Origin of the sequence: Pandoraea anhela, from assembly GCF_902459655.1 — a bacterium.
Classification (GTDB): Bacteria; Pseudomonadota; Gammaproteobacteria; order Burkholderiales; family Burkholderiaceae; genus Pandoraea; species Pandoraea anhela.
The window spans coordinates 178,533-204,083 of sequence record NZ_CABPSB010000002.1 but is presented as its reverse complement, the minus strand read 5'-3'; the positions used below and the strand labels follow the sequence as shown (position 1 = coordinate 204,083).

The 25,551-nt window shown below is 64.4% G+C and carries 23 protein-coding genes; 10 read left to right on the top strand and 13 right to left on the bottom strand.

Features of this window, described 5'->3' with window-relative positions; translation table 11 throughout:
• Positions 1-46 precede the first annotated feature (46 nt).
• The 4 genes from pxpA to PAN31108_RS04015 form a co-directional block, all read right to left on the bottom strand.
• A complete protein-coding gene (gene pxpA, locus PAN31108_RS04030) occupies positions 47-790 on the bottom strand; it encodes a 5-oxoprolinase subunit PxpA (protein WP_150667602.1) in 744 nt (247 codons plus the stop codon).
• A gap of 62 nt (positions 791-852) precedes the next feature.
• Positions 853-1,893, bottom strand: coding sequence for a 5-oxoprolinase subunit C family protein (locus PAN31108_RS04025; RefSeq protein WP_150667601.1), 1,041 nt, complete (start codon positions 1,891-1,893; stop codon positions 853-855).
• Entirely contained in the window at positions 1,890-2,543 is a 654-nt protein-coding gene (gene pxpB, locus PAN31108_RS04020) for a 5-oxoprolinase subunit PxpB (RefSeq protein ID WP_150667600.1), read from the bottom strand. The genes PAN31108_RS04025 and pxpB overlap by 4 nt, the downstream gene beginning before the upstream one ends.
• A gap of 3 nt (positions 2,544-2,546) precedes the next feature.
• Entirely contained in the window at positions 2,547-3,209 is a 663-nt protein-coding gene (locus PAN31108_RS04015) for a 5-formyltetrahydrofolate cyclo-ligase (RefSeq protein WP_370819568.1), read from the bottom strand.
• Between the two features lie 34 nt (positions 3,210-3,243).
• Between PAN31108_RS04015 and PAN31108_RS04010 the strand changes: the two genes are divergently transcribed.
• The 4 genes from PAN31108_RS04010 to PAN31108_RS03995 all read left to right on the top strand — a co-directional run bounded on the left by PAN31108_RS04010 (position 3,244) and on the right by PAN31108_RS03995 (position 8,299).
• The gene (locus tag PAN31108_RS04010; protein WP_150667852.1) at positions 3,244-5,250 is read left to right on the top strand and encodes a lytic transglycosylase domain-containing protein; all 2,007 of its coding nucleotides are present in this window, start codon (positions 3,244-3,246) and stop codon (positions 5,248-5,250) included.
• Between the two features lie 51 nt (positions 5,251-5,301).
• Complete coding sequence (locus PAN31108_RS04005; protein WP_150667598.1) at positions 5,302-6,252, top strand: complex I NDUFA9 subunit family protein; 951 nt, start codon at positions 5,302-5,304, stop codon at positions 6,250-6,252.
• Positions 6,253-6,407: 155 nt separating this feature from the next.
• Positions 6,408-7,052: a glutathione S-transferase family protein gene (locus tag PAN31108_RS04000; protein ID WP_150667597.1), complete on the top strand. Its 645-nt coding sequence runs from the start codon at positions 6,408-6,410 to the stop codon at positions 7,050-7,052.
• The gene (locus tag PAN31108_RS03995; protein WP_150667596.1) at positions 7,049-8,299 is read left to right on the top strand and encodes a multifunctional CCA addition/repair protein; all 1,251 of its coding nucleotides are present in this window, start codon (positions 7,049-7,051) and stop codon (positions 8,297-8,299) included. Before PAN31108_RS04000 ends, PAN31108_RS03995 begins: the two co-directional genes overlap by 4 nt.
• Positions 8,300-8,302: 3 nt before the next feature.
• Here the strand turns inward: PAN31108_RS03995 and PAN31108_RS03990 are convergent, their stop codons facing one another.
• The 3 genes from PAN31108_RS03990 to PAN31108_RS03980 form a co-directional block, all read right to left on the bottom strand.
• On the bottom strand, positions 8,303-9,178 hold the full coding sequence (locus tag PAN31108_RS03990) for a glutamate/aspartate ABC transporter substrate-binding protein (RefSeq protein ID WP_246183791.1): 876 nt from the start codon (positions 9,176-9,178) through the stop codon (positions 8,303-8,305).
• A 351-nt stretch (positions 9,179-9,529) separates the two neighbouring features.
• Complete coding sequence (locus tag PAN31108_RS03985) at positions 9,530-9,724, bottom strand: DUF2905 domain-containing protein (protein WP_150667594.1); 195 nt, start codon at positions 9,722-9,724, stop codon at positions 9,530-9,532.
• Between the two features lie 57 nt (positions 9,725-9,781).
• A complete protein-coding gene (locus tag PAN31108_RS03980; protein ID WP_150667593.1) occupies positions 9,782-10,996 on the bottom strand; it encodes a class I SAM-dependent methyltransferase in 1,215 nt (404 codons plus the stop codon).
• 268 nt (positions 10,997-11,264) lie between these two features.
• Between PAN31108_RS03980 and PAN31108_RS03975 the strand changes: the two genes are divergently transcribed.
• From PAN31108_RS03975 to glmS, 5 genes are all read left to right on the top strand, one after another.
• Positions 11,265-12,104, top strand: a complete 840-nt coding sequence (locus PAN31108_RS03975; RefSeq protein WP_150667592.1) for an SDR family oxidoreductase — start codon at positions 11,265-11,267, stop codon at positions 12,102-12,104.
• A 21-nt stretch (positions 12,105-12,125) separates the two neighbouring features.
• Positions 12,126-12,521, top strand: coding sequence for a dihydroneopterin aldolase (locus PAN31108_RS03970; RefSeq protein WP_044453467.1), 396 nt, complete (start codon positions 12,126-12,128; stop codon positions 12,519-12,521).
• Positions 12,522-12,534: 13 nt separating this feature from the next.
• Positions 12,535-13,479 (top strand): tRNA 2-thiocytidine(32) synthetase TtcA, encoded by a 945-nt coding sequence (gene ttcA / locus PAN31108_RS03965; RefSeq protein WP_150667851.1) that lies wholly within the window; start codon positions 12,535-12,537, stop codon positions 13,477-13,479.
• 155 nt (positions 13,480-13,634) lie between these two features.
• The gene (glmU, locus tag PAN31108_RS03960; protein ID WP_150667591.1) at positions 13,635-14,996 is read left to right on the top strand and encodes a bifunctional UDP-N-acetylglucosamine diphosphorylase/glucosamine-1-phosphate N-acetyltransferase GlmU; all 1,362 of its coding nucleotides are present in this window, start codon (positions 13,635-13,637) and stop codon (positions 14,994-14,996) included.
• A gap of 112 nt (positions 14,997-15,108) precedes the next feature.
• A complete protein-coding gene (gene glmS, locus PAN31108_RS03955) occupies positions 15,109-16,938 on the top strand; it encodes a glutamine--fructose-6-phosphate transaminase (isomerizing) (protein ID WP_150667590.1) in 1,830 nt (609 codons plus the stop codon).
• A gap of 158 nt (positions 16,939-17,096) precedes the next feature.
• On the opposite strand, the gene PAN31108_RS03950 is transcribed toward glmS, so the two are convergent.
• The 3 genes from PAN31108_RS03950 to PAN31108_RS03940 all read right to left on the bottom strand — a co-directional run bounded on the left by PAN31108_RS03950 (position 17,097) and on the right by PAN31108_RS03940 (position 19,897).
• A complete protein-coding gene (locus PAN31108_RS03950; protein WP_150667589.1) occupies positions 17,097-17,453 on the bottom strand; it encodes a VOC family protein in 357 nt (118 codons plus the stop codon).
• 341 nt (positions 17,454-17,794) lie between these two features.
• Complete coding sequence (locus PAN31108_RS03945; protein WP_150667588.1) at positions 17,795-18,952, bottom strand: porin; 1,158 nt, start codon at positions 18,950-18,952, stop codon at positions 17,795-17,797.
• A 309-nt stretch (positions 18,953-19,261) separates the two neighbouring features.
• Entirely contained in the window at positions 19,262-19,897 is a 636-nt protein-coding gene (locus PAN31108_RS03940) for a transglycosylase SLT domain-containing protein (RefSeq protein WP_246183765.1), read from the bottom strand.
• Positions 19,898-20,207: 310 nt separating this feature from the next.
• Between PAN31108_RS03940 and PAN31108_RS03935 the strand changes: the two genes are divergently transcribed.
• Positions 20,208-21,305: a saccharopine dehydrogenase family protein gene (locus tag PAN31108_RS03935; protein ID WP_150667587.1), complete on the top strand. Its 1,098-nt coding sequence runs from the start codon at positions 20,208-20,210 to the stop codon at positions 21,303-21,305.
• Between the two features lie 111 nt (positions 21,306-21,416).
• Here PAN31108_RS03935 and PAN31108_RS03930 read toward each other — a convergent pair whose 3' ends face one another.
• From PAN31108_RS03930 to PAN31108_RS03920, 3 genes are all read right to left on the bottom strand, one after another.
• On the bottom strand, positions 21,417-22,490 hold the full coding sequence (locus PAN31108_RS03930) for a porin (protein WP_150667586.1): 1,074 nt from the start codon (positions 22,488-22,490) through the stop codon (positions 21,417-21,419).
• Between the two features lie 106 nt (positions 22,491-22,596).
• Positions 22,597-23,667 (bottom strand): ABC transporter ATP-binding protein, encoded by a 1,071-nt coding sequence (locus PAN31108_RS03925; protein ID WP_150667585.1) that lies wholly within the window; start codon positions 23,665-23,667, stop codon positions 22,597-22,599.
• Positions 23,660-25,423 (bottom strand): ABC transporter permease, encoded by a 1,764-nt coding sequence (locus PAN31108_RS03920; RefSeq protein ID WP_150667584.1) that lies wholly within the window; start codon positions 25,421-25,423, stop codon positions 23,660-23,662. The genes PAN31108_RS03925 and PAN31108_RS03920 overlap by 8 nt, the downstream gene beginning before the upstream one ends.
• Positions 25,424-25,551: the final 128 nt, after the last annotated feature.

Below are 25,551 nucleotides of genomic sequence, written 5' to 3'. Positions count from 1 at the left end.
GGAATGCCCCCGGACGGCGTTTTCGTTTGGGACGCGCCGGGATGCGTCAGCGCACCGGCGCGATCTCGACGCCTTCGTGGCTCAGGAAACTGCGGATGCGCCGGGCGAATTCGAGCGCGTGTTCGCCATCGCCATGCAGGCAGACGGTTTGCGCCTGAATCGGCACGAACGTGCCGTCGATGGCGCGCACGCGCTGCTCTCGCACCATCATCAACGTCTGTGCCAGCGCATCTTCCTCCCGCTCGATCAGCGCGCCCGGCGTGCCGCGTTTGACCAGCGAGCCGTCCGGGTTGTAGCCACGGTCGGCGAACACTTCCTCGACGGCGGTCATGCCGGCGGCGCGCGCCGCCTTGACCAGTTCGCCGCCCGCCAGCCCGAAGACGGCGAGATCGGTGTCGAACGCACGAATCGCTTCGACCAGCGTTTGCGCCAGTGCGGGATCGCGTGCGGCCTGATTGTAGAGCGCACCGTGCGGCTTGACGTGCGTGAGCCATCCGCCCTGTGCGCGCACCAACGCGGCGAGCGCACCGATCTGATACAGCATGCCGGCGCGAATCTCGTCGAGCGGGAGTTGCATCTCGGTACGTCCGAAATTCCCCCGGTCGGGAAAGCTCGGATGCGCGCCGATGGCCACGTCGTTCTCCAGCGCCCATCGCACCACTTGCTGCATCGTGCCGGCGTCGCCCGCATGCCAGCCGCACGCCACATTGGCCGAGCTGACGAGCGCGAGCAGCGCTTCGTCGTAATCGCAACCTTCGCCGAGGTCCACGTTCAGATCGATCTTCGTCATAAATTCTCCTGCGGGGAGCGCCGCGCCCGCACGTTCGCCGTGGCTCCCTTCGGTGTTGCGAATCAGGTGCGCTGATGCGGCGGGCTCGGAACGCGCGGAACGCGCGAGATGGCCGCCAACCGTGGCTTGTGCAAAATGCCGCGATCGTGCCACGCGAGCGCACGCTCGATCTGATCAAGATAACGCAGTTGTTCGCGAATGGCTTCGCGCGCTTCGGCGGCGGTGCATTCCGAAAAATACAGCGTGCTGCCGAGCCGCGCCTGACCGAGCCGCCACAGGTCCGCGCTGATCACGGCGCCGATCTTCGGATAACCGCCGGTGGTCTGGGCGTCGGCCAGCAAAATGATCGGCTGTCCCGACGGCGGCACCTGAATCACGCCGGGCAGCACGCCGTGGGAGAGCAGATCGTTCATGCGGTTCTTCTTGCGCGCGAGCGGTTCCGGTCCCGAGAGGCGATAGCCCATGCGGTTGCTGTTGGGTGTGACCTGCCACGGATTTTCCCAGAAGCTTTTGTGGGCGACCGCAGTGAAGTCGTCGTACTCCGGCCCAGGCAGGACGCGCACGCGATGTGCCAGGGGATCCGACAGCCACAGGGGCGGGCGCACGCCCAACGGCTGGGCGTCGCGCGCGGCGGCGCTCGGGTGGCCGATGGCGATGCGGTCGCCGTCGCGCAGGGCGCGTCCCTCGAAGCCGCCGAAGCCTGCCGTAAGGTCGGTGCTGCGCGAGCCGAGGGTTTCGGGCACGTCGATGCCGCCGGCCACCGCGAGATACGTCCGCATGCCGAAGCGCGAGGGGTGCAGCGTCAAGGTCTGGCCGCGTGTGACGGGGAAGCGCCACCACGACCACACGGGTTTGCCGTCGAGTTCGGCGTGGCAGTCGGCGCCCGTGAGTGCGACGAGTGTGGCGGACGTGAAGCGTAACGCGCACGTCCCCATCGTGATTTCGAGGGTGGCGGTGTTCAGTTCGTTGCCGACGAGACGATTGGCGACAGCACAGGCGAGCGGATCGAGGGCGCCGCCGCCGGCGACGCCGAACTCACGCTGACGGGTTCGGCCCAGATCCTGAACGGTAGTGAGCAGGCCGGCACGCAGGATATCGATCACAGGTCGAGGCTCGCGATGGTGAAACGCACGCGGTCGCCCGGCGCCAACAGGGCGGGCGGGGTCGCGGCGGGGTCGAACAAGGCGCGGGTGGCGTGGCCGATGATCTGCCAGCCGCCGGGCGAATTGAGCGGGTAAATGCCGGTCTGGTTGCCGCCGATGCCCACCGAGCCGGCGGGCACGGACAGTCGCGGCTCCGCGCGGCGCGGCGCGGCGATGGAGTCGTCCAGCCCGCCGAGATAGGCGAAGCCCGGCTGGAAGCCGACGAAATAGACGATGTACTCCGGCGCCGTATGGCGTTGCACGACGGTCTTCGGTTGCAGTCGCGCGTGCCTGGCGACCTCCGCGAGATCGGGGCCGTGCTTGCCGCCGTAGTGGACCGGAATCTCGATATCGCGTCCCACTTCCGCACCGGCGGGCGGTGTCTGCCAGGCGTCGCGCAGGCGCTCGCTCAGCACGTCGATGTCGGTGGCGAGCGGGTCGAAGAGCAGCGTGAGGTTATTCATGCCGGGCACGACTTCGCGCACGTCGGGCCAGTCGCGGGCGAGGGCGGCCACGTGCCAGACGCGTCGCTGCGTGGCGAGCGTGGGCGTGGTCCCCGCTTCGCACACGAGCGCGCTGTCGCCGAGCGGCAGGATCTTGAGCGTTGTCATGGATTAGCGTGGGTTGCCGGTCGCGTTGGCCGAGGCAGGGCAGGAGACGCCAGGATAGACGGCGGATTCCGTGACGATCGCGTCGAGCGGCAGATCGTGGGCCTCGGCGTCGAGCTGTTCGATTTCGAGGGCGTCGTAGGCGATGCCGAGCGTTTGCGGCGCAGGCGTCATCGAATGCAGGGTCCGGTCGTAAAAGCCGCCGCCGTAACCGAGCCGCAGGCCGCTGCGGGTAAAGCCCACGCACGGCACCAGCAGCAGGTCGGGCACGAGCACCTCGGTGTCCTGCGGCACCGGAATGTCGTAGCGGCCTTGCGTCATGGGCGTATCGGGGGTCCAGCGATGGAAGACGAGCGGGGTGGCGGGGGCCGTGACGACGGGCAGTGCCGCCAGCCGCAGCGTGCCGGCGGGTGCGCCGGCCAGCCAGGTGCAGATGACGGCGCGGGCATCGAACTCGCTCTGGATCGGCCAGTAAAAGCCGATGCAGCGCGGGGCCCGGCGAGCGAGTTCGCCGGTCAGTCTCACGGCAAGCGCGCCGTCGCGCGCCGTGCGCTCGTCGAGGGTGCTGCGGGCGTCGAGCAACGCCTTGCGCAATTGGGCTTTCCCGGCCGTTGCGTCCGCCCCATTTCCCGACGTGCGCGCCGCCGATTGGGCAAGGTCCCGTGCTATGCTTGAATTCACTTTTTACCCGACGCTCCCGAAGATGTCCGAACGTTTGACCCGAGTATATCGCGCCGCCGCGCTTGCCCTGACCGCCGTCACACTCGTGGCGTGCAGCACGACCGAGGCGACCGGCCGTCCCAAGGCGCAGTCGGCGGCAAGCCGCTCGGCGACGTCTGCGGATGCGCTGTCGCAACGCTCGCCGGACGACATCTTCGTGCAGTTGCGCGAGGCCGCCCGCAGCAACGACGCGCCGCGCGCCACCGCCCTCGCCGCCATGCTCACCGACTACGACGTGCCGTCGTATGTCCAGTACTTCCAGATCAAGTCGCGCATGTTCGACCGGTCGGGCAAGGCGCTCATCGATACTCCTGACGACGATATCCGCGCCTTTTTGCGCACGTATGACGGTCAGGCGATTGCCGACCGCATGCGCAACGACTGGCTGCTGGCGCTGGGCAAACGCCACGACTGGCAGACGTTCGACGCGCAGTATCCGAAATTCGTGCTCGACGACGATACCCAGGTCAAGTGCTATTCGCTGATGTCGCGGGCGTCGCGTGGCGAGAACGTCACGCAGGCCGCGACCGATCTGCTGACCACGCCCAAGTACTACGGCGAGGGTTGCGTCGACATGATCAATACGCTAGCCGCGAGCGGCCAGTTGCCGCGCAAGGAAGTCTGGCACCAGATTCGTCTGGCTTACGAGGAGAACTACACCTCGCTGGGCAAGCAGATCGCCGACGCGCTGGGGGCGGCGCGTCCTGACGACAGCCTGCTCGACATGGCGGCCTCGCGTCCGGCGCAGATTCTGGCGCGCGGCGTGGACGGCTCCGAAGCCTCGCGTCAACTGGCGCTGCTCGCCACGGTTCGCATGGCCCGCTCGGACGCCATGCTCGCCGCCAGCAGCTTTGGCAGTATCGCGGGCGGCCTGTCGCAAGAGGAGCGCGCCATCGGCTGGGGGGCGATCGGCATGCGTGGTGCGCTGTCGCAGAACCCCATGGCGATCAACTGGTATCGGCAGGCGGGCAACGCCAAGCTCTCGAATACGGCGCAGGAATGGAAGATCCGCGCTGCCCTGCGCGCCGGTGACTGGAATCTCGTTCGTACCGGCATCGAAGCCATGCCGGCGGCGTTGCGCGACGACGGCGTCTGGACTTACTGGTATGGTCGGGCGCTGCGCGAGGCCGGACAAGGTGACGCCGCGCGTGCGCAGTTCCAGAAAATCGCGTCGCAGCCGAACTTCTACGGCCAGTTGGCGAACGAGGAATTGGGCAACAAGACCACGCTGCCGCCGCGCACCGTCGTCACGCAGGCCGAGATCGATGCGAATCGTTCGAATCCCGGTTTCCTGCGCGCCGCCAAGTTCTACGATCTGGGCCTGCGTTTCGAAGGCAACCGCGAGTGGAATTGGGAATTGCGCAGCATGACGGACCGTCAGCTGATCGCCGCCGCGCAGTATGCGAACGGCATCGAGCTGTTCGATCGGGCCGTGAACACGGCAGATCGCACGAAGGTCGAGCACGACTTCACGCTGCGTTATCTGATGCCGTTCCGCGACAAGGTGGACCGCTTTTCCAAGAGTGTCGATCTCGACGAGGCGTGGGCCTACGGCCTGATTCGCCAGGAATCGCGTTTCATCATCAATGCACGTTCGTCGGCCGGTGCCGGCGGTCTGATGCAGGTCATGCCGGCGACCGCGAAGATGGTCGCCCGACAGATCGGCATGGATTACAGCCCGGGCATGATGCACGACATCGACACCAACATCCGGCTGGGTACGAGTTACCTGTCGGGCATCTACAATCAGTTCGACGGGTCGGCCGTGCTGGCGTCGGCCGGATACAACGCCGGTCCGGGACGCCCGCGCACGTGGCGCTCCACGCTCGATCGTCCGGTCGAGGGCGCGATCTTCGCGGAGACGATCCCGTTCAACGAAACGCGCCAGTATGTCGAGAACGTGCTGTCGAATACCACGTATTACTCGGCCATCATTACGGGCCGCCCGCAATCGCTCAAGGAGCGGCTCGGCGTAATCCTGCCCCAGTGACAGGGCAGCGGTCGGGGCCGCGTACCCGTGGTCATCACGCGGAGGTGACGCATGCGCTATAACGTTTGTGTCGTCGGTGGCACAGGCTTCATCGGTAGCCATCTGGTGGCGAGACTCGTGACGATGGGACACGCCGTACGTCTGCCCACGCGGCGCGTCGAAGCCGCCAAGGCGCTCGGCGTGATGCCCGGTGTGGAACTGGTCGAGTGCGATGTGCACGACCCGCGTGCGCTGGAGCGCGTGATCGCCGGAAGCGACGCTGTGATCAATCTCGCCGGCATTCTGCATAGCGATCGTGGCACGCCCTACGGTCGCGCGTTTGCACGTGTTCACGTGGAATTGCCACGAAAGATCGCGCAGGCGTGTTCGGATCGTGGCGTCTCCCGGCTCATCCATATGAGCGCGCTGGGTGCCGATTCGAACGGCCCGAGCATGTATCAGCGCTCGAAGGGCGATGGCGAAGTGGCCATTCGCGAGACGGGTATCGCCGTGACGATCTTCCGTCCGTCGGTCGTGTTCGGCCCCGGCGACAACTTCCTCAATACGTTTGCGAAGCTGCAACGGCGGCTGCCTGTCGTGCCGCTGGCGAGCGCGAACGCGCGTTTCCAGCCGGTGTATGTCGTGGACGTCGCTCAAGCCTTCGCCACCGCGCTCGAGCGCGACGCCACCCTCGGCAAAACGTATGAGCTGGGCGGACCGGAGGTGTACACGCTCGAAGCGCTGGTGCGCTTTGCCGGCGCGGCGTGCGGTTGCGAGCGCCCGATTCTGCCGCTGCCGGACAGCACCGCGCGGCTTCAGGCGAGGCTCTTCGAGACGCTGCCGGGCGAGCCGATCATCACGCGCGACAATCTCGATTCGATGACGGTCGACAACGTCATGACCGGCCCGCTCGCGCCGGAACTCGGTCTGACGCCGAACGGGCTGGAGATCGCCGTCGACTACCTCAACGGCGGGAACTGGGAAAAGCGGATGGCGGATTATCGGCGTTTCGCCGGTCGCTGACGGTCGGGGCGCGCCGGCAACGGACGCAGGCACTTGCGCCGCCGTGGCGCCATGCCGCGATCCCATCGTGTCGTGTCGCGTCGTGTCCTCGTTACCGCCTGCATCCCAATGACAACACGCGGCGTCACGTCGCCGCGTGCGAAAGGAAAGTCCTCATGCAACTCATCGTCGCCAACAAAAAGTACTCCTCTTGGTCGATGCGCCCCTGGGTTCTGCTCAAGCATTTCGGTATCGCGTTCGATGAGAAGAACGTGTGGCTCGCGCAGCCCGATTCGCGTGAGCAGATCCTGCGATATTCGCCCACGGGCAAGGTCCCTTGCCTGATCGACAACGGCATCACCGTCTGGGACTCGCTTGCCATCTGCGAATATCTGGCAGATGCATATCCGCATCTGCCGCTCTGGCCGAAGGCGCTCGATGCACGTGCGCATGCGCGCAGCATCTGTGCCGAGATGCACAGCGGTTTCACGGCGCTGCGCACGAACATGTGGATGAATGTCTCGGCGCATTGGCCGGGGGCGAGCGCTACCCCGGAAGTGCTCGCGGACATTCGACGGATCGAGGCCATCTGGGAGGATTGCCTCGCGCGCTACGACGGGCCGTTCCTGTTCGGCGACTTTTCGATCGCCGACGCCTTCTATGCGCCTGTCGTCATGCGTTTCGCGACGTTCGAACCGACGTTGTCGGCGCGTGCACAAGCCTACGCCGACGGGATTCGCAATGTCGCAGCAGTGCAGGCGTGGGTCGCCGGCGGACGTGCCGAGACGCAGTGCATCGCCTTTTACGACGTGTGCCCATGAAGATCTACGCTGTCGGCGGCGCGATTCGCGACGAGATGCTCGGCCTGCCCGTCAAGGATCGCGATTACGTGGTGGTCGGCGCGACCCCCGAAGAGATGGTAGCGAAGGGCTTCCGGCCGGTCGGTCGCGACTTCCCGGTGTTCCTCCATCCCAGAACCCAGGCCGAGTACGCGCTGGCCCGCACCGAGCGCAAGACGGCACGCGGCTATCACGGTTTCTCGTTCTACTTCGCCCCGGAAGTCACTCTCGAAGAGGATCTGATCCGGCGCGACTTCACCATCAACGCGATGGCGCGTGAAGTGCTGCCGGACGATCGTCTGTCGGACGTGCTCGTGGATCCGTACGGCGGCAAGCGCGATCTGGAAGCGCGACTGTTCCGTCACGTGGGCGACGCCTTCGCGGAAGACCCGGTGCGGATTCTGCGATGCGCCCGGTTCGCCGCGCGTTTCACCGACTTCTCCGTCGCCGACGAGACGCTTGCGTTGATGCGCGAGATGACGGCCAACGGCGAAGTGGATGCGCTGGTCGCCGAACGTGTCTGGCAGGAAATCTCGCGCGGCTTGATGGCGCATCGGCCCTCGCGCATGTTCGACGTATTGCGTGCGTCCGGTGCGCTGGCGCGCATTTTGCCGGAGGTCGCGCAGTTGAGGGGCGTGCCGCAGCGCGCCGACTACCATCCGGAAGTGGACACCGGTGTGCACGTGATGATGGTGCTCGATTACGCCGCAAAGCAGGGCTATTCGCTGCCGGTGCGCTTCGCTGCGCTCACCCACGATCTCGGCAAGGGCACGACGCCGGAGGATGTGTTGCCGCGTCACATCGGACATGAGGGACGCAGCGTCGGGCTGCTCGGTCCGCTTTGCGCGCGCCTGCGGGTGCCGGTCGACTGTCGCGAACTGGCGCAGGTTGTCGCGCGCGAGCACGGCAACATTCATGCGAGCGGGAAGTTCGGGGCGGGCGCGCTGGTGCGTTTGCTGGAACGATGCGACGCGTTGCGCAAGCCCGAACGTTTCGTCGAAGTGTTGCAGGCCTGTGAGGCCGACGCGCGCGGACGCGGCGGCGATTTCGCCACCGCACCGTATCCGCAGCGCGACCGTCTGCTGGCGGCGCTGACCGCGGCGCGCAGTATCGACGCGGGGGCGGTCGCCCGTCAGTACGCCGACCATCCCGCGAAGATACGCGAGGCCGTGCAAGCCGCGCGTATCGATGCGGTCGACGCCGCAGGACTGGGCGGCGAAGACCGCTGAACGTTACTCGAACGCCTTGTCGTTCGGATTCGCGTAAAGCTGTCTGAGGGGTTCGCTCATCGGGAAGTTGAAGCTGATCTGCTTCGGCGGCACCGGCGATTCGAACCACTTCCTGTACATCGCATTGATCTCGCCGCTTTTCATCACGCCCGCCAGCGTGTCGTCCACGAGCTTTTTGAACTCGGCGTCGCCGTGCTTCATCATGAAGCCGTACGCCTCGAACGACTGCGGCGTGCCCGTCACCACCCAGTCGTCGGGGTTGCGGCCCATCGTACGGGCGCCGGCGAGCAACACGTCGTCCATCATGAACGCCTGCACGCGACCGCCTTGCAGCATCGTGAATGACTCGCCGTAATCCTTGCCCGAGATGACGTTCATGTTCATCTTTTTCTCGTTGTTCATCTTGTTGAGGATGCGCTCCGAGGTCGTGCCGGCATTGGTCACCACCGCTTTGCCCGCAAGGTCAGGGAAATCCTTCACGCCACCGTTCTTGTTCACCAGCAGACGCGTGCCCGCGATGAAGAACGTATTCGAGAAATTGACCTGTGTCTGACGAGCCTTCAGGTTCGTCGTCACACCGCATTCGATGTCGACGGTGCCGTTCTGCACGAGCGCGATGCGGTTCTGCGAGGTGACGGGGATGAAGCGCACTTGCAGGTCGGGCTTCTTCAGACGGGTCTTCACCGCATCGACGATCTTGTTGCAGAGGTCCTGCGAGTAGCCGATGACGTTGTGATTGTTGTCGTAATAGGAAAACGGGATCGACGACTCGCGATGGCCGATCGCGATCACGCCGCTGCTCTCGATCTTTTGCAGCGTCTCCGATGCGCCCTGCGCCAGCGCCGCACCGGCGGTCACCGCCATGGCTGCGCCCAGCATCCCACGCATCACCCCGGTCAATCGCGTCTTGATCATGTCCTGCTCCTGAAAAGGTCGGTCCCGTGATTCGTTGTTGAATCATTTGTTTCATATTTTTTTTTGCAACAAATGATCAAATCGTAGTTAACCCTGTGAATCCGGGGGGTGACGGGCAGGGGAGCGCGGGCCTGAATGCCGCAGGGCCAAAGGCGGGGGAGGGGACGCGGCAATTGTTGCGCCGTGTGACGCATGGGAAGGCGCGGATGACGGCAATCCCCGGCAACCCCGCTGATGGCCGGTGACGGCCGGTGACGGCCGGACGCGGTGAAGGTTGCAACAGGTGTTGCGCTGCCCCGCGCGGCGTCGCGTGAACTACAACAAACGAATCAGCAGATTGAAGATGAGCGAGAGCAGGATGGTCGAAGCGAACGGGAAGACCATCTCCTTGCCGCGCCAGCGCACACGGACGTCACCGGGCAGACGGCCGATGCCGAGCTTGGTGAGCCACGGCGCAGCCGCCGAGAGAACGCAGATCGCGAAGAAGATGGTGAACATCCAGCGAAACATCGGCGTGGCCTCTCGGTGGCGTTGGGTTGGGGGCGATGAGCCGTCGATCGGGCGAGGTCAGAGCGCGTGGCTGCGGTCGCCCGTGGCGAAGCCGATCAGCCCGGCCCATTCGTCCATGCCGCGTCCGAAGGCGACGACCTTGAACAACTCGCCCATCTCGGCTTCGGACAACAGCTTCTGTGCGGCGGCTGCCGCCGGCAGGAATGTCTTCGGATCGGTCGGATCGAGTGCGCTCATGAGATCGACGATGCCTGCATTCATGAGGAAGCGCGCCTGCGACGTGAAACCCAGCAGATCGAGACCGGCTTCGACGCCCGCGTCGGCGATTCCCGAAAATTCCACGTGCGCCGTAATGTCCTGCAAACCCGGATAGTAGAACGGGTCGTCGTGGGCGTGATGACGGTAGTGGCACATCAGCGTGCCGCCCGCGCGTTGCGGATGGTAATACTCGCGTGCCGGGAAACCGTAGTCGATCAGGAGCAGCACGCCGCGGGCGAGCAGCGGCGCCACACTGCGCACGAAGGCTGCGGCGGCTTCGTGCGTCTCCGTCAGATATTCCTGTGTCGGCGGCAGATCCGTCAGGCTTTCGAGGGTTTCGGGCAGCGCGCCGGTGTGAAGACGTTCGTCCCAGGCGAAGCCGTCCTGCGCGAGCACGACACCGCGCTCGAACCATACCGGGCGGCCGCTTGCGTCGGGACGACGCGCCCACAGGCGCACGGGCATGGCGTCGAGCACTTCGTTGCCGAGCATCACACCCTGAAAGGCGTCGGGCAACCGGTCGAGCCACGTCACCCGGTCAAGCAGATGCGGCGCCGTCTTTGCGATGGTCTCGCGCTGGCGCGCGCGCAACTCGCCGGAGAGTTCCATGATCGAGTACTGTGCGCACGGCGTGCCTTCGGCTTCGAGAGCGAGCAGCAGGTCTGCGGCGAGACGTCCCGAGCCGGCGCCGAACTCCAGCACCTGTGCGTCGCCCGTCTGTTCGAAGATTTCGCCGAGTTGACGGGCCAGCGTGCGGGCGAAGAACGGCGTGAGTTCGGGGGCGGTGACGAAGTCGCTGCCGTCGGCGGCGAGGCGTCCGAATTTGGCCGCGCCGGCGGCGTAATATCCGAGGCCGGGCGCGTACAGCGCGAGTTCCATGAAGCGATCGAACGGCAGCCAGCCGCCGTTCGCCGCGATGGCGTCGGCCAGGTATGCCGTGAGGCGGCGCGAGTGTTCGAGTGCGTCCGTCTGCGGAACGGGTAAACTATGGGGTTTCGGTGCGGCCTGATTCATGCGGGCATTGTAACGGAGACGGTGCAGACTGGCTGCTATGGTTGAATGAGGCGCGTCTGCGGGTGAAATCGGCTGCTTTTGCGCCGATTTTTGCTAGTTTTCGGTGGTTTTTGCGGGATTCCCGTCAGTTTGCGCAACACTCGCGTTTCGCTTGGAGACGCGTGTCGGCTTCGCCGGCTGTCGTATCTCGCCGCAGGTGTTGTGCTGCGCCGCCCGAAGTTCGTCCATCCCCCTGTTCACGGACAGGAATTCGACAGGAAATCGCCGCATGACCGTTGCATCGACGCCACGCCCCGCCACCGCCAGCGATACTGCCAGCACGCCCGACGTGCCGCGTGTAGCGCTCGTGACCGGTGGCGCGCGTCGCATCGGCCGGGCCATCGCGTTGAAGCTGGCGGCCACGGGATGGGACGTCGCGGTGCATTACGAACGCTCGCACGACGAAGCGATCGAAACCGTCGCCGCGATCGAAGCCATGGGGCGCCGGGCGGTGTCATTGCGGGCGTCGCTGGCCGACGAAGCCGCCACGGCCGGGCTGATCGCGCGTTGCGCCGAGACGCTGGGCGTGCCGCGCTGCCTCGTCAATAATGCCTCGCGCTTCGAATACGATAGCGCCGACGATTTCGGGTATCGGGCGCTGGAGCGTCACATGCGGGTGAACGCGGGCGCGCCGCTCGTGCTCGCGCGCGAGATGCACAAGGCGCTTGGCGAGGCGGGACGCGGTGTCATCGTCAACCTGCTGGATCAGAAGCTGGCGAATCCGAACCCCGATTATTTGTCCTACACGCTGTCTAAAGCCGCGCTCGACGTGGCGACGACCCTGCTGGCGCAGGCGTTCGCGCCGCGTCTGCGCGTGGTCGGTGTGGCGCCCGGCGTGACACTCCTGTCGGTCGATCAGACGCCGGCCGGATTCGCCGCTGCCCATGCCGCCACGCCGCTGGGGGCGTCGTCCACGCCGGCGGATATTGCCCAGGCCGTCGCTTATCTGGCCGATGCCTCCGCCGTCACCGGCACGGTGCTGTATGTCGATGGCGGGCAACATCTCGCGAGTTCGTCGCGGGACGTGAAATTTCTGACCGAGCCGGCCGATGCCGACCGGTCTCGTTGATTGTCATTACGAGTCTTCAAAATGCATAGCGCTCTTTCCCACCCTCGCCTGATGGACTGCCGTCGCATGTTCCTGCGCGACTATGAGGTGTTCATCAATATCGGCGTGCACGATCACGAGAAGCGTGGCGAGCAGCGCGTGCTGATCAACGTTCAGCTGTTCGTTCCGCTGGCGGACAGCACGCCCACGGAAGACAAGCTCGACGAAGTCGTCGACTACGACTTCATGCGCGAGACCATCGCCAAGCGAGTGGGGCAGGGCCATATTCACCTGCAGGAAACGCTTTGCGACGACGTCGCGCGTGCGCTGCTGGCGCATCCGCGCGTGCGTGCCGTGGGCGTGTCGACCGAGAAGCCGGACGTCTACCCCGATTGCCACTCGGTGGGCATCGAAGTGTTTCAGATGAAGGATGCCTGACATGAGTGCCGTCATGCCCGAGACCGGCGCGCCGCTGGCCGCCACCCCCACCGCTGCTGCCGATAGCGTCAAGAAAGCGCAGAAGCTCGCGTTCGAGAACAACAAGCTCGAGAAGCGTCTGTTCCGTCTGACGGGGCAGGCCATCGGCGACTACAACATGATCGAGCAGGGCGATCGCGTGATGGTGTGCATGTCCGGCGGCAAGGACAGCTACGCCATGCTCGATATTCTGCTCAAGCTGCGCGAGCGCGCCCCGATCGACTTCTCGATCGTCGCCGTCAACCTCGACCAGAAGCAGCCGGGGTTCCCGGAGCATGTGCTGCCGGACTACTTCCGTTCCATCGGCGTGGATTTCCACATCGAGAATCAGGACACGTATTCCATCGTCAAGCGAGTGGTGCCTGAAGGCAAGACCACGTGCTCGCTGTGCTCGCGCCTGCGTCGCGGCATTCTTTACCGCGTTGCGGGCGAGTTGGGTGCGACCAAGATCGCGCTGGGGCATCATCGCGACGACATCATCGAGACGCTGTTCCTGAACATTTTCTACGGGGGCAAGCTCAAAGGCATGCCGCCGAAACTGCAATCGGACGATGGCAAGAACGTGGTGATTCGCCCGCTCGCCTATGTTCGCGAGCCGGATCTGGAGCGTTACGCCGAGTACAAGCAGTTCCCGATCATTCCGTGCACGCTGTGCGGCAGCCAGCCGAACCTGAAGCGTGCGGAGATGAAGTCGCTTATTCGCCTGTGGGAGAAGCAGCATCCAGGGCGTATCAAGTCGATTTTCAGTGCGCTGTCGAACGTGGTGCCGTCGCATCTGATGGACACGAACCTGCACGACTTCAAGCATCTGCGTGCGACGGGACAACCCGATCCGCTCGGCGATATCGCCTTCGACGAAGCGCCGTGCGGCGACGAGGACGATGCGGGCATCATTCGCATTACGCAATTCGACGACTGATCGCGAGCCGATGTTTCTCACGCGCCCCCGCACCGGCAGCGGACGGGGGCGCCAGACCCTGACCCAAGCCTGTTTCAGCCTCACCAAGTCTGATTTAGTCTGACTTAGCCTGACCAAGCCTGATAAGCCTCCCACTTTCGAATCGTCACGACGCCATGAATATTGTGATTCTCGCCGCCGGCATGGGTAAGCGCATGCGCTCGAAGTTACCCAAGGTGTTGCAGCCGCTGGCCGGCCGCCCGCTGCTCTCGCACGTGATTGCGACGGCGCGCCAACTCGCCCCCGGCAAACTGGTCGTGGTGGTCGGGCATGGGGGTGACGCCGCGCGCGAAGCCGTGGCAGGCAACGGCGTGCTCTTTGCGGAGCAGGCGCAGCAGTTGGGCACGGGGCACGCGGTGCAGCAGGCGGTGCCGTTGCTCGACGACGAGGTGCCCACGCTCGTGCTTTACGGCGACGTGCCGCTCACGCGCGCGCAGACGTTGCAGGGCCTGCTGGACGCGGCGGGCAACGACAAGCTGGGGGTGCTGACCGTCGATCTTGACAACCCGACCGGCTATGGCCGTATCGTGCGCGACGCGGCCGGCAACGTGCAGCGCATCGTCGAGCAAAAAGACGCGAACGAGGCCGAACTGGCCATTCGTGAAATCAATACCGGTATTCTCGTCGCGCCGACGCGCGCCCTCAAGGGCTGGCTCGGCGGTTTGAATAATCAGAACGCGCAGGGCGAGTACTACCTCACGGACGTCATCGCGTGCGCGGTGGCGGACGGCGTGGCGGTCGTCACCAAGCAACCGGCGTTCGCATGGGAGCCAAATGGCGTGAATGACAAGGCGCAACTCGCCGAACTCGAACGTGACTATCAGCGTAACGCGGCGAGCGCGCTGCTCGCGGCAGGCGTCACGCTGATCGATCCGGCACGCTTCGACCTTCGTGGTGAGATCGAATGCGGCACCGATGTGTCGATCGACGTGAACTGCGTTTTCGAAGGCAAAGTGACGATTGGCGACGGCGCGCGTATCGGCGCGAACTGTGTGATTCGCAACAGTACGATCGGGGCCGGCACGCATATCGAAGCGTTCAGCTATCTCGACGGTGCGATCGTCGGCGCGAACGCGCATATCGGGCCGTACGCCCGGTTGCGTCCGGGAGCGGATCTCGCGGACGACGTGCACATCGGCAATTTCGTCGAAGTGAAGAACGCGTCGTTCGGACAGGGCTCGAAAGCCAACCATCTGGCGTACATCGGCGACTCGACCGTCGGCGCGCGCGTGAACATCGGGGCGGGCACGATCACGTGCAATTACGATGGCGCGAACAAGCATCGCACGGTGATCGAGGACGACGTCTTCGTCGGATCCGACACGCAACTCGTGGCGCCCGTGACAGTGCGGCGCGGCACGACCATTGCGGCGGGCACGACCGTGTGGAAGGACACGCCGGAGGATTCGCTCGTGCTTAACGGCAAGACGCAGCAGGCGAAGGCGGGGTATGTCCGCCCGCGCAAGCAGAAGCAGTAAAATCAGGGCTTATGTGCCGGCACACGACGATTGTTCGTGCGCGTGCCGGTGATTTGAAACGGATCTCATCCGATGGATCGAGCCAGGATATCTGGCACTGAGGGAAGCGAGTATGTGCGGCATTGTTGGCGCGGTGGCGCGACGTAATGTGGTACCGGTGTTGGTCGAAGGTCTGCGTCGTCTGGAGTATCGCGGCTACGACTCGTGTGGCGTGGCGGTCTTGAAGGACGGTGTGCCGCAACGCGCGCGCAGCGTGTCGCGCGTGGCCGATCTGGACGAGCAGCTTGCACAAACGCAACTGGCCGGCGAGACGGGCATCGCGCATACCCGTTGGGCGACGCATGGCGCGCCGGTAACGAACAACGCGCACCCGATCTTTTCGCGCGACGACGTGGCGCTGGTGCACAACGGCATCATCGAGAATCACGAGAGCCTGCGCGACGAATTACGCGGTCTGGGTTACGAGTTCGTGTCGCAGACCGACACGGAAGTCATCGCGCATCTGATTCATCACATCCTGTCGAATGGCGCGGCCGGCAATCTGTTCGACGCAGTGCGTCTGGCGACGCGTCGCTTGCATGGCGCGTATGCGATTGCCGTCTTCCGCAAGCAGGAGCCGCACCGGATTGTGGGCGCGCGCGCGGGGTCGCCGCTGGTGGTCGGTGTGGGCGAGGGGGAGAACTTCCTGGCCTCCGACGCGCTGGCGCTCGCCGGCACGACCGATCAGTTCATCTATCTGGAAGAGGGCGACATTGTCGAACTCACGCTTGCGGGCGTGAAGATCGTGGATCGCAACGACGCGGTCGTCGAGCGCGAAGTGCGCACGGTGCAGGCCTATACGGGCGCGGTGGAGCTGGGACCGTACCGTCACTACATGCAGAAGGAAATCTTCGAGCAGCCGCGCGCGATCGGCGACACGATGGAAGGCGTGGAAGGCATTTCGCCGACGCTGTTCGGTGCGCAGGCGGAGGCGATGCTCAGCGGCGTCGACTCGATTCTGATTCTGGCGTGCGGCACGAGCTACTACTCCGGCATGACGGCGAAGTACTGGCTGGAGTCGCTCGCGCAGATTCCGACGCAGGTTGAAGTGGCGAGCGAATACCGTTATCGCGACAGCGTGCCGAATCCGAAGACCTTGGTGGTCACCATCTCGCAGTCGGGCGAGACCGCCGACACGATGGCTGCGCTCCAACACGCGCAATCGCTGGGCATGACGAACACGCTGGCGATTTGCAACGTGGGCACGAGTGCGATGGTGCGTCAGACGGCGCTGCACTACCTGACGCGTGCGGGCACGGAAATCGGTGTCGCGTCGACGAAGGCTTTCACGACGCAGCTCACGGCGCTCTTCCTGCTGACCCTGACGATCGCGAAGCTGCGTGGCCGTTTGCCGGCGGCGCAAGAGGCCGAGTATCTGACGCAATTGCGTCATCTGCCGGCGGCGCTCAACAGTGTGCTGGCGCTGGAGCCGCAGATCATCGCTTGGGCGGAGGAGTTTGCCCGCCGCGAGAATGCGCTGTTCCTGGGACGTGGCCTGCATTACCCGATCGCTCTGGAAGGCGCGCTCAAGCTCAAGGAAATCTCGTACATCCATGCGGAAGCCTATCCGGCGGGCGAGTTGAAGCATGGGCCGCTGGCGTTGGTGACGGATCAGATGCCGGTCGTGACGGTGGCGCCGCGCGATGCGTTGGTGGAGAAGCTGAAGTCGAACATGCAGGAGGTGCGCGCGCGCGGCGGTCAGTTGTACGTGTTCGCCGATGCCGACACTCAGATCACGAATGCAGAAGGGCTGCACGTGATTCGCATGCCGGAGCACTATGGCCCGTTGTCGCCGATCCTGCACGTGGTGCCGCTGCAACTGCTCGCGTATCACACGGCCTGCGCACGCGGCACGGACGTCGACAAGCCGCGTAACCTCGCCAAGTCGGTGACGGTGGAGTGAGGAAGTGACGATGGGGGCATGACGACTGACGCCCATGCAAAAAGGCTGGCGACGCGGTAAGCGTGCCAGCCTTTTTTTGTTTGGCGTGCCGCAGCAATACCACGATCGCGCGTACCACCCATGCCACTCCCACTACCCGTGACATCAGTCGGTCGCGATCACTCCGCCGCAGACCATACGGCGAGTTCGTAACCGTCCGGGTCGACGAAATGAAAACGGCGTCCGCCCGGAAACGAAAAGACCTCGCGGCTGATTTTCGCGCCTGCCGATTCGACGCGCCGCCGGGTGTCGGCAAGGTCGTCCGCATAGAGAATCACCAGAGGCCCTCCCGGCCGGACAGCTTCGCCCGTCGTGAAGCCGCCGGTGAGCCGGCCGTCGGTGAACTCCGTATAGGCCGGTCCGTAGTCGGTAAATGTCCAGCCGAACACGCTGCCGTAGAAGGCTTTGCTGCGCGCGATATCGCTGACGTTGAATTCGATGTTGTCGATCTGGCGGTCGATGCCCCGATAGCTCATGACGGTATCGCTTTTAAGAGGACGTCTCAGGCCATGCGTCGCGCAGGTCGTACACATGTGGCCCGTCGGTGATGGAGAGCGCCGGCGTTCGCTTCAAATCTCCGGCGGGTGTCGATGTCAGAAAACCGTGTTTTTTGCCGCATCGAGTGTACGCAAATTCGAGCAAGACGCAAGGCCGAATTCGTCGCAAATCGCGCCTTCTCCCCGCGATGATTCATCGGCATCCTGATGATTCTGAAACCCTTTCATTCGACATCAAAAAAAGGGAGTCCCCTTCGGAACTCCCTCAAAGTGACTGGAGCACTCAATCGACTACAACAACATCTCGCGAAGCGGGTGGATCAGAACTTGTGGCGTAGGCCCGAGATCACGGCCGTTTGCGTCTTCGTGCTCGACAGGCCGCCGGCACCGCTGATCGAGGCGGCCGTGGCGTCGCCCGCGGCCTTCTGGTAGATGCCGACCAGATACACGTCGGTACGCTTCGAGAGCAGGTAGTCCACGGCGGCGTTGACCTGGTGATACTTCGGGCTGAGGTCGGCGAGCGTGGCGCTGCGCGTGCTGGCGTCCGTGTACGTGTACGCCAGGCCGAGCAGCAGCGACGGCGACAGGTTGTACGAGCCGTTCAGTTCGTAGTTCGACACACGCGCCCCCGTGCCGCCGACGTAGCGCAGTTGCGTGTTGCTGTACACGAAGCCGACGTTGGCCGGACCGAACTTGTAGCTGCCGCCTGCGGCCAGCACGCGCTGCTTGTCGACGCCGACCGTTGCCGTGCCCACCTTCGACGTGTAGAAGTCGCCGCTGTAGTCGCCCGCCACTGCGCCGCTGGTGTTGCCGCCGTTAGGCGTGCCGACTTCCAGGTAGCCGACGCCGAACTTGACCGGGCCGTTCGCATAGCTCGCTCCGAGGCTCCACGCGCGGTTGTTCGCGAAGCCATTGCCGCCCGTGCCGCTGCTGGGCTGGTTCGAGAAGCCGTAGAGGCCGCCGAACGAGAAGCCGGCGTAGTTAGCGCTCGTGTACTTGATCGAATTGTTGATGCGGAACGAGTTGTACAGGTTGTCGACGTCGCCGACGTGAGCGCCGAGCTTCGTCGCAAACTGCTTGGCCGACGTCAGGCCGCTCACGAAATCGACCACGGCGTCGTACTGACGACCGATGGTCACGCTACCGAACGTCTTGTTCGACAGACCGACGAACGCCTGACGGCCGAACTCACGGCCGCCCTGGCCCAGTTGGCCGTTCGTGATGCTGAAGCCGTTTTCCAGGGTGAAGATGGCCGACGTGCCGCCGCCCAGATCTTCCGAACCCTTCAGGCCCCAGCGATTGCCCGATTGCAGACCGTCGGCGGTCGTGAAGTTCTTGCTGCCGCCGACATTGCTTACGTAGGCCAGGCCGCCGTCGAGAATGCCGTACAACGAAACATTGCTTTGCGCGTGGGCAGCGCCGGTTGCGGTGGCTGCGATAACACCACACATTGCGGCGGCCAATTGCGTCTTTTTCATCGGTCGATTCCTCTATCGATAGTCATTGGTGCGAACCCTTCGCCTGTGGACGGGCGCCCCGTGGGTTCGCGCCGAACTATAGCGAAGGTCATCGCAATTCCATAGGTGTATTAACGAAAAGGCATGCCCGTTGTCTTGTCGTTGCAACGTATCGAACGACCGCCCGCCGAATGACGGCAATTTCATTTTCATGACACATGCGCGTCGTATAAACGAACTGGGCGAGAAGGTTTCGCAGCACTGCCGGCAATCGTCCCTCACCTTCTCTTTTCGATTGCCGCCGTCGGTGTATCCGCGACCTCGTGCATGTCAGTCGAATGGCATCAGACGGCGATCGCGCTCGGCGACCAACGCCGCATAGCGCTTACGCACCTTGTCGGCATATTCCCTGCGCAACGGCGCGCGCGCCTCACCAACGCCGGCGTTGTATGCGCCGACAGCCTCCCATCCATACCCGTATCGACGCACGAAGCCCGCGAGGATCCACGCGCCGGTGACGATGGAGGTGCAAGCGTCCTCGCGTAATCGGCGCTCGTTCACGCCGTAGTGAGAAAGCGTCGACAAATGGCTGCTGTTGATCTGCATCAGGCCGATGTCGTACGTGCCGTTCCGATTCGCGTTGCGCGCTTTCATGTCGAGATTCGATTCGACTTGCGCGATGGCATACAACAACAGCGGATCGAGCCGATAGCGCTCGGCCGCGATGTCCCAGCAGTCGGCGCGCGCCGGGGGAGAAAACAGCATCGCGAGCAGCGCGGTCACGGCCATGAAGGCGGTGAAGGAGGCGGTGAAGGTGGTGTTAGAGGTGGCGGTGATGAGCGCGCGCCGTTCGCCAGCCGGCGTCGACAATGCCGTGACGGGCGGCGTCACGATCCGAGGCCACAACGTGAAGGCCGAGCGGCGCGGCGGAACACCGGGCGTCGCATGCGGGCGTGTAAATCGCATAGGGTCCGATTCCTGCGAGGGATGACACGCGCGCCATTGTTGGTGAGCCACGATGCGCACGGCTTTCAGAAATCGCACATCGCCCCTCGGTGTGGCGCCGAATCCCATTCGAGAGTCGCTCGACCCGGTTCGCGCCCACCCGAAAGTGACGAAAAATTTACCGTTTACGTCATTTCGACACAAATAGACGTTTAATCGACGAAATGACGCTACATTTCATCCGTGCCTCTCCCTAGAATTGAACCATCGACGCGTCGCCGGCAATGCCTGTGCGACGCCTCCGACCGACGTTCCTGAATTGGGGGAAAACATGAAAAAGATTGCCTTGCTGGGTGCGGGACACATCGGCCAGACCATTGCCCGTCTGTTGCACGACAGCGGCGACTACCGGGTGACGGTGTTCGACCGCAACCCGCAGTCTCATCACGCCGTGCGTGAATATGCGCACGCGTTCGTCGAACTCTCCGGCAACGACACCGGCTCGTTGCAGCGCGCCATCTCGGGCTTCGACGCCGTGGTCAACGCCTTGCCCTACACGATGGCGACGAGCGCGGCGACTGCGGCGGTTGCTGCCGGCTGTCATTACTTCGATCTGACGGAAGACGTAGCCGCCACGCACGCGATTGCGCAACTCGCGGAAGGTGCGTCGACGGCGCTGATGCCGCAATGCGGGCTCGCGCCGGGCTTCATCGCGATTGCGGCGCATCACCTCGCCGCATCGTTTGAGCAGGTGGATTCCGTGAAAATGCGCGTCGGTGCGTTGCCAGCCTTTCCGACCAACTCGCTCAAATACAACCTGACGTGGAGCGTCGACGGTCTCATCAACGAGTATTGTCAGCCGTGCGAGGCGATCCGGGATGGTGTCCGGCTCAGCGTACAGCCGCTGGAAGATCTCGAGCATTTCTCGCTCGACGGCGCGGAATACGAGGCGTTCAATACGTCCGGCGGGCTGGGCACGCTATGCGAGACGCTGGCCGGTCGCGTGCGCGATCTCGACTACAAATCGGTGCGCTATCCGGGGCACGGTGCGTTGATGAAAGTGCTGCTGAACGAGTTGCGCCTGAAAGACGATCAGGAAACGATCAAGACGATACTCAAGCGCGCGATACCGAGCACGTTGCAGGATGTGGTGCTCATCTTCGTGGTGGTGAACGGGCTTCGTGGCGGCGTGCTGACACAGGAGGTGTTTGCACGCAAGATTTTCGCCGAGCGCAATAACGGACACAGCGCCAGCGCGATTCAGATCACGACGGCCTCGGCGATCTGCGCTGCCGTCGACATGTTCTTCGCGAAGCAACTGCCGCAGCGCGGTTTCGTGCGTCAGGAACAGATCGCGTTACCGGACTTTCTGGCGAATCGCTTCGGACAGGTCTACGCGCATTCGACTCACATCGAGTCGCTTTCCTGACACCGACTTGGCGCGTGGGCAAAAAAACACGACGACCCGGCAAGCGGTGCACCCCCGCACCACCGGGCCGTCGTTGAGGAAACGCGTGAAACGTGATGGTGAAGCGTCGCGTCAGAAGCGGTGCTGAATGCCTGCCGTGACGCCGAGTTGCGTGTCTGCCGCGCCGCTCAGGTCACGCGACAGGCTGACCTTCTGGCCGTGCTTTGCGAAAGCGTAGCCGCCGGACAGGTACAGCGCCGTGCGTTTGGACATCGCATACTGCGCGCGCAGCGAGATGAGCGTCGGATCGGCGTCGCTCGCGTCCTTGATGTTCTGATGGTAGATCGCGCCGTACAGCGTGAACGCCGGCGTGAAGTCGTACGACCCACCCAGCCAGTACATGTCGCTGCGCAGCGACGCCGTATCTGCCGTCACGAACGTCTTTTTGTAATTGCGGTAGCCCGCCATCACCTTTGCGCCGCCAAAGCGGTAGCTCGCCCCGGCGTGAATGCCCTGGATGTAATCCGTCGTATCGGCCGGCGTGACGCTGTTGCCGGCGCCGTTCTGACGATCGTACGTGGCGACGACCGCGAACGGACCGTTTTCGTAGCCGAGGGCGAAGTCGTATTTCGACGACGTTTTCGTGCTGCCGGCCACGTTGCCGAAGCCATACATCGCGCCGAACTTCAGGCCGTTGAATTCGCCGTCGTAGCGCACCGCGTTAGACGAGCGCGAGAACAGACCGTCCTTGCGTCCACCGGTGGCCGTCGAGCTGGTCGCCCACGAGTAGTTCGGCGCATAACCCATCGGGTCGAACGCGAGCATGTAGTCGTACGTCGTGGTGAACGTGCGCCCGAGGGTGAACTGCCCCCAGGTCTTGTGCGCCAGCCCGACCGTTGCGCGACGGTCGAAGATCGCGCCCGGGCCGTCGTCGAATTGCCCGTTGACCATATTGATGCCGCTCTCGAGGTTGAACACGGCCTTCAGATCGCCGCCGAGATCTTCCGTGCCCTTGAAGCCGAAGCGCGACGTGTTCTTGCCGCCGGAGATGGCGCGCACTGCGCCGCCGCTGTCGCTGGCGTGGTTCACGTACTCGACGCCCGCGTCGATGATCCCGTAAATCGTGACGTTGGATTGGGCGTGGGCCTGTGCTGCGAGCGTGCCCGCAGCGACCATCGCGGCCAACGCCATACTGCGTTGTTTCATCGTTGTCTCCTCTCTTTTGATTCTCGTGTGGTTTGCGCGGGAGAGCGCCCGCGCGTCGCTTGAAAAGCCCCCCGGGCCGGCGGACGTGCGCCACCGGCCCCCGCCATCACGCGTTCGATTGTGCGAACGCCCAGCAGTCGTTGGCCGGAAACTCCACCCAGTGATGACCCGGTTCGCGCGGCACATGGCCGAACGCACGGAAGCGCAGCGCGCCGCAATGGAACAGGTATTCCCAGCGATCGCCGAGATACATCGACGTGACGAGTTGCGCATTCACGCGGTTGTGGCCCGGACCGTCGGCGACCTGAACGCGCTCCAGACGAATGACGGCCTGCGCGTCCTGACCCGGGGCGAGCGCGTCGCGTGCGCGGGCTTGCAGCGCAAAGCCGTCGCCTGCGAGCGTGACGAGGTCGCCGTCGACCGCGCTGACCGTGGCGTCGATGCGGTTGTTGCTGCCCATGAATTCCGCCGTGTACAGCGAGCGCGGCGAGCCATAGAGTTCGGCGGGCGTGCCTTCCTGTTCGATGCGACCGTTGCGCAGCAGCAGAATGCGGTCCGACATCGCCATCGCTTCGGTCTGATCGTGCGTGACGCACAACGCCGACAGGCCCAGCGAGACGATCAGCTCACGCAGCCACGCGCGGGCTTCCTCGCGCAGTTTGGCGTCGAGGTTCGAGAGCGGCTCGTCGAGCAGAATGACGGGCGGGTTGTAGACGAGTGCGCGGGCAATCGCCACGCGCTGCTGCTGGCCGCCGGAGAGCTGAAACGGGAAGCGCTCGGCCAGATGCCCGAGGCCCAGTTGATCGAGTGCGTTCTGCACGCGTTCACGCCGCTCGGCAGCGCCCACTTTGCGCAGCTTCAGGCCGTAGCCGACATTGTCCGCCACCGTGCGATGCGGCCACAGTGCGTACGACTGGAACACGAGCCCGAGCGAGCGCTGTTCGACGGGGCAGTCGATGCCTTTCGCGCCGTCGAAGAAGACCTGATCGTCGAGCGAGATGCGCCCGTCGGAGGGTTGTTCGAGTCCGGCGACGGCCCGCAGCAAGGTGGTCTTGCCGCTGCCCGATGCGCCGAGCAGACAAACGACTTCACCCGCTTTGAGTTCGAACGACACGCCCTTGAGGATGGGGTTGGCGCCGTAGCTCAGGAAGAGGTTGTCGACGATGAGCTTATCCATGCAATTTGACTCCGAAGCGCAACGCCACGCCCAGACCGGCGCCGACCATCGCGATGTTGATGACAGAGAGCGCGGCGACCTGATCGACCGCGCCGGTCGCCCACAGCGACACGAGCAGCGAGCCGATGACTTCCGTGCCCGGGGAGAGCAGGTAGACGGCGGTCGAGTATTCGCGCTCGAAGATCATGAAGATCAGCAGCCACGCGGCGAGCAGACCGAAGCGAACGAGGGGCAGGGTGACATCGAGGCTCACGCGGCTGCGTGTAGCGCCCACGCTGCGTCCCGCTTCTTCCAGTTCGGGGCCGACTTGCAGCAGGGCGCTCTGGATGAGGCGCATGCCGTAGGCGAGCCACACGACCGTGTAAGCCACCCAGATGCTCCACATCGAGTTCTTCAGTTCGCGCAGCCCGGGCACGAACAGGAAAATCCACAGGAACGCCAGACCGGCGAGCAGACCCGGCACCGCGCGCGGCAGCAGCACGAGGTAGTCGAGCAGCTTGGCGGCCCAGTCGTTGCGGCGATGTCCGGCGAACGCCACGAGCGAATAGAAGCCCACGGCCATTGCGCCGCCGATCACGCCAATGCCCAGCGTGTTCAGAATTGCGCGCACGAGGTTGTCCTGCTCGAACAATTCCGTGAAGTTCGCCAGCGTGAGGACTTCCGCGAGCGCAACGCCCTCGCCCCAATGCGTGACGAACGAGCGCAGCACGATGCCCGAGATCGGCACGAAGACCGTTACGATCAGCCACACGGCGACGATCGCCAGCGCGACCCAGCGCCACATGCCCAGCGGCAGCACCGTCTGGCGTCCCGCTTTACCCTTGACCGTCACGAACTTGTTGGCGCGCTTGAGCAGGTGACGTTGCAGCAGCACGAGCGGGAACGTGATCGCGACGATGCACATCGCCACGGCGGCCATCAGGTGATACGACGGTACGCCGAGCTTGTTGGTGAGCTTGTAGAGGTACGTCGCGAGCACGAGGTGGCCTTCGGGATCGCCGAGCACCAGCGGCAGACCGAAGACCTCGAAACCGAGGAAAAACACGAGCACGCCGGCGAACAGCAGCGCGGGCATGGTCATGGGCAGGCTGACGTCGAGCGCGACGCGAAACGGGCGGGCGCCGGCCACACGGGCCGCTTCCTCGACGTCCGAGCCGAGATTGCGCAACGCGGCCGACGAGTACAGATAGACGTGCGGCACGTGCGTGAGGCCGACGATGATGGTGATTGCGAGCACAGAGTACACGGACCACGGCGCGTCGAGACCCGTGAGCTCGCGGAACCACACCGAGTAAAAGCCCACGGGGCCGGCGGCCACCACGTAGCCGAACGCCAGGACCATCGGCGAGACGAACACCGGCGTGAGCAACAGCGGTTCGAGCCAGCGGCGCCCGGGCAGATCGGTGCGCACCATCAGGAACGCGAGAATGCCGCCGAACGGGATCGAGATGAACAGCATCCCGAACGCGATGATGAACGAGTTCTTCACGGCCGACCAGAAGTCGGGATCGGTGAAGATGAAGCGGTAGCCGTCGATGCCGAACGTGCGGCTGGCGTCGAAGAACGGCGCCGAGAGCAGGCTTTGCAGCACGATGAACGAGAGCGGCAGCAATACCGCAATCGTGAGCACGGCGATGACGAGCCAGCGCGACGTGGCCGCTAGCGCGCGCCAGGGCGACGCCACATGGGGCGCGGCACCGGCGGGCGGACGCCCGGCAGGCGTCGCAGAGCGGTTGGCGGTAGAAGACGACAGCATGAGGGTCTCCCTGCACCCCGCGGGGCGCATATCGAGAAAGGCTTGGGGAGAGGCGGTGCGTACCGAGGTCGGTGGACGTCGGTGTGCAACCGCCGGACTTAAGGCCTGGTGCTTGAGGCTTAGGGCTT

Excerpts from the sequence above, each read along its gene's own strand:
- PAN31108_RS03940 (WP_246183765.1), bottom strand. The coding sequence starts at position 19,897 with ATGCGATTTACACGCCCGCATGCGACGCCCGGTGTTCCGCCGCGCCGC.
- PAN31108_RS03970 (WP_044453467.1), top strand. The coding sequence starts at position 12,126 with ATGCATAGCGCTCTTTCCCACCCTCGCCTGATGGACTGCCGTCGCATG.
- PAN31108_RS03990 (WP_246183791.1), bottom strand. The coding sequence starts at position 9,178 with ATGCTGGGCGCAGCCATGGCGGTGACCGCCGGTGCGGCGCTGGCGCAG.
- pxpA (WP_150667602.1), bottom strand. The coding sequence starts at position 790 with ATGACGAAGATCGATCTGAACGTGGACCTCGGCGAAGGTTGCGATTAC.
- PAN31108_RS03975 (WP_150667592.1), top strand. The coding sequence starts at position 11,265 with ATGACCGTTGCATCGACGCCACGCCCCGCCACCGCCAGCGATACTGCC.
- glmU (WP_150667591.1), top strand. The coding sequence starts at position 13,635 with ATGAATATTGTGATTCTCGCCGCCGGCATGGGTAAGCGCATGCGCTCG.
- PAN31108_RS03930 (WP_150667586.1), bottom strand. The coding sequence starts at position 22,490 with ATGAAACAACGCAGTATGGCGTTGGCCGCGATGGTCGCTGCGGGCACG.
- PAN31108_RS03945 (WP_150667588.1), bottom strand. The coding sequence starts at position 18,952 with ATGAAAAAGACGCAATTGGCCGCCGCAATGTGTGGTGTTATCGCAGCC.
- PAN31108_RS03950 (WP_150667589.1), bottom strand. The coding sequence starts at position 17,453 with ATGAGCTATCGGGGCATCGACCGCCAGATCGACAACATCGAATTCAAC.
- ttcA (WP_150667851.1), top strand. The coding sequence starts at position 12,535 with ATGCCCGAGACCGGCGCGCCGCTGGCCGCCACCCCCACCGCTGCTGCC.
- PAN31108_RS03995 (WP_150667596.1), top strand. The coding sequence starts at position 7,049 with ATGAAGATCTACGCTGTCGGCGGCGCGATTCGCGACGAGATGCTCGGC.
- PAN31108_RS03980 (WP_150667593.1), bottom strand. The coding sequence starts at position 10,996 with ATGAATCAGGCCGCACCGAAACCCCATAGTTTACCCGTTCCGCAGACG.
- PAN31108_RS03920 (WP_150667584.1), bottom strand. The coding sequence starts at position 25,423 with ATGCTGTCGTCTTCTACCGCCAACCGCTCTGCGACGCCTGCCGGGCGT.
- PAN31108_RS03935 (WP_150667587.1), top strand. The coding sequence starts at position 20,208 with ATGAAAAAGATTGCCTTGCTGGGTGCGGGACACATCGGCCAGACCATT.
- PAN31108_RS04000 (WP_150667597.1), top strand. The coding sequence starts at position 6,408 with ATGCAACTCATCGTCGCCAACAAAAAGTACTCCTCTTGGTCGATGCGC.
- glmS (WP_150667590.1), top strand. The coding sequence starts at position 15,109 with ATGTGCGGCATTGTTGGCGCGGTGGCGCGACGTAATGTGGTACCGGTG.
- pxpB (WP_150667600.1), bottom strand. The coding sequence starts at position 2,543 with ATGACAACGCTCAAGATCCTGCCGCTCGGCGACAGCGCGCTCGTGTGC.
- PAN31108_RS04005 (WP_150667598.1), top strand. The coding sequence starts at position 5,302 with ATGCGCTATAACGTTTGTGTCGTCGGTGGCACAGGCTTCATCGGTAGC.
- PAN31108_RS04010 (WP_150667852.1), top strand. The coding sequence starts at position 3,244 with ATGTCCGAACGTTTGACCCGAGTATATCGCGCCGCCGCGCTTGCCCTG.
- PAN31108_RS03925 (WP_150667585.1), bottom strand. The coding sequence starts at position 23,667 with ATGGATAAGCTCATCGTCGACAACCTCTTCCTGAGCTACGGCGCCAAC.
- PAN31108_RS03985 (WP_150667594.1), bottom strand. The coding sequence starts at position 9,724 with ATGTTTCGCTGGATGTTCACCATCTTCTTCGCGATCTGCGTTCTCTCG.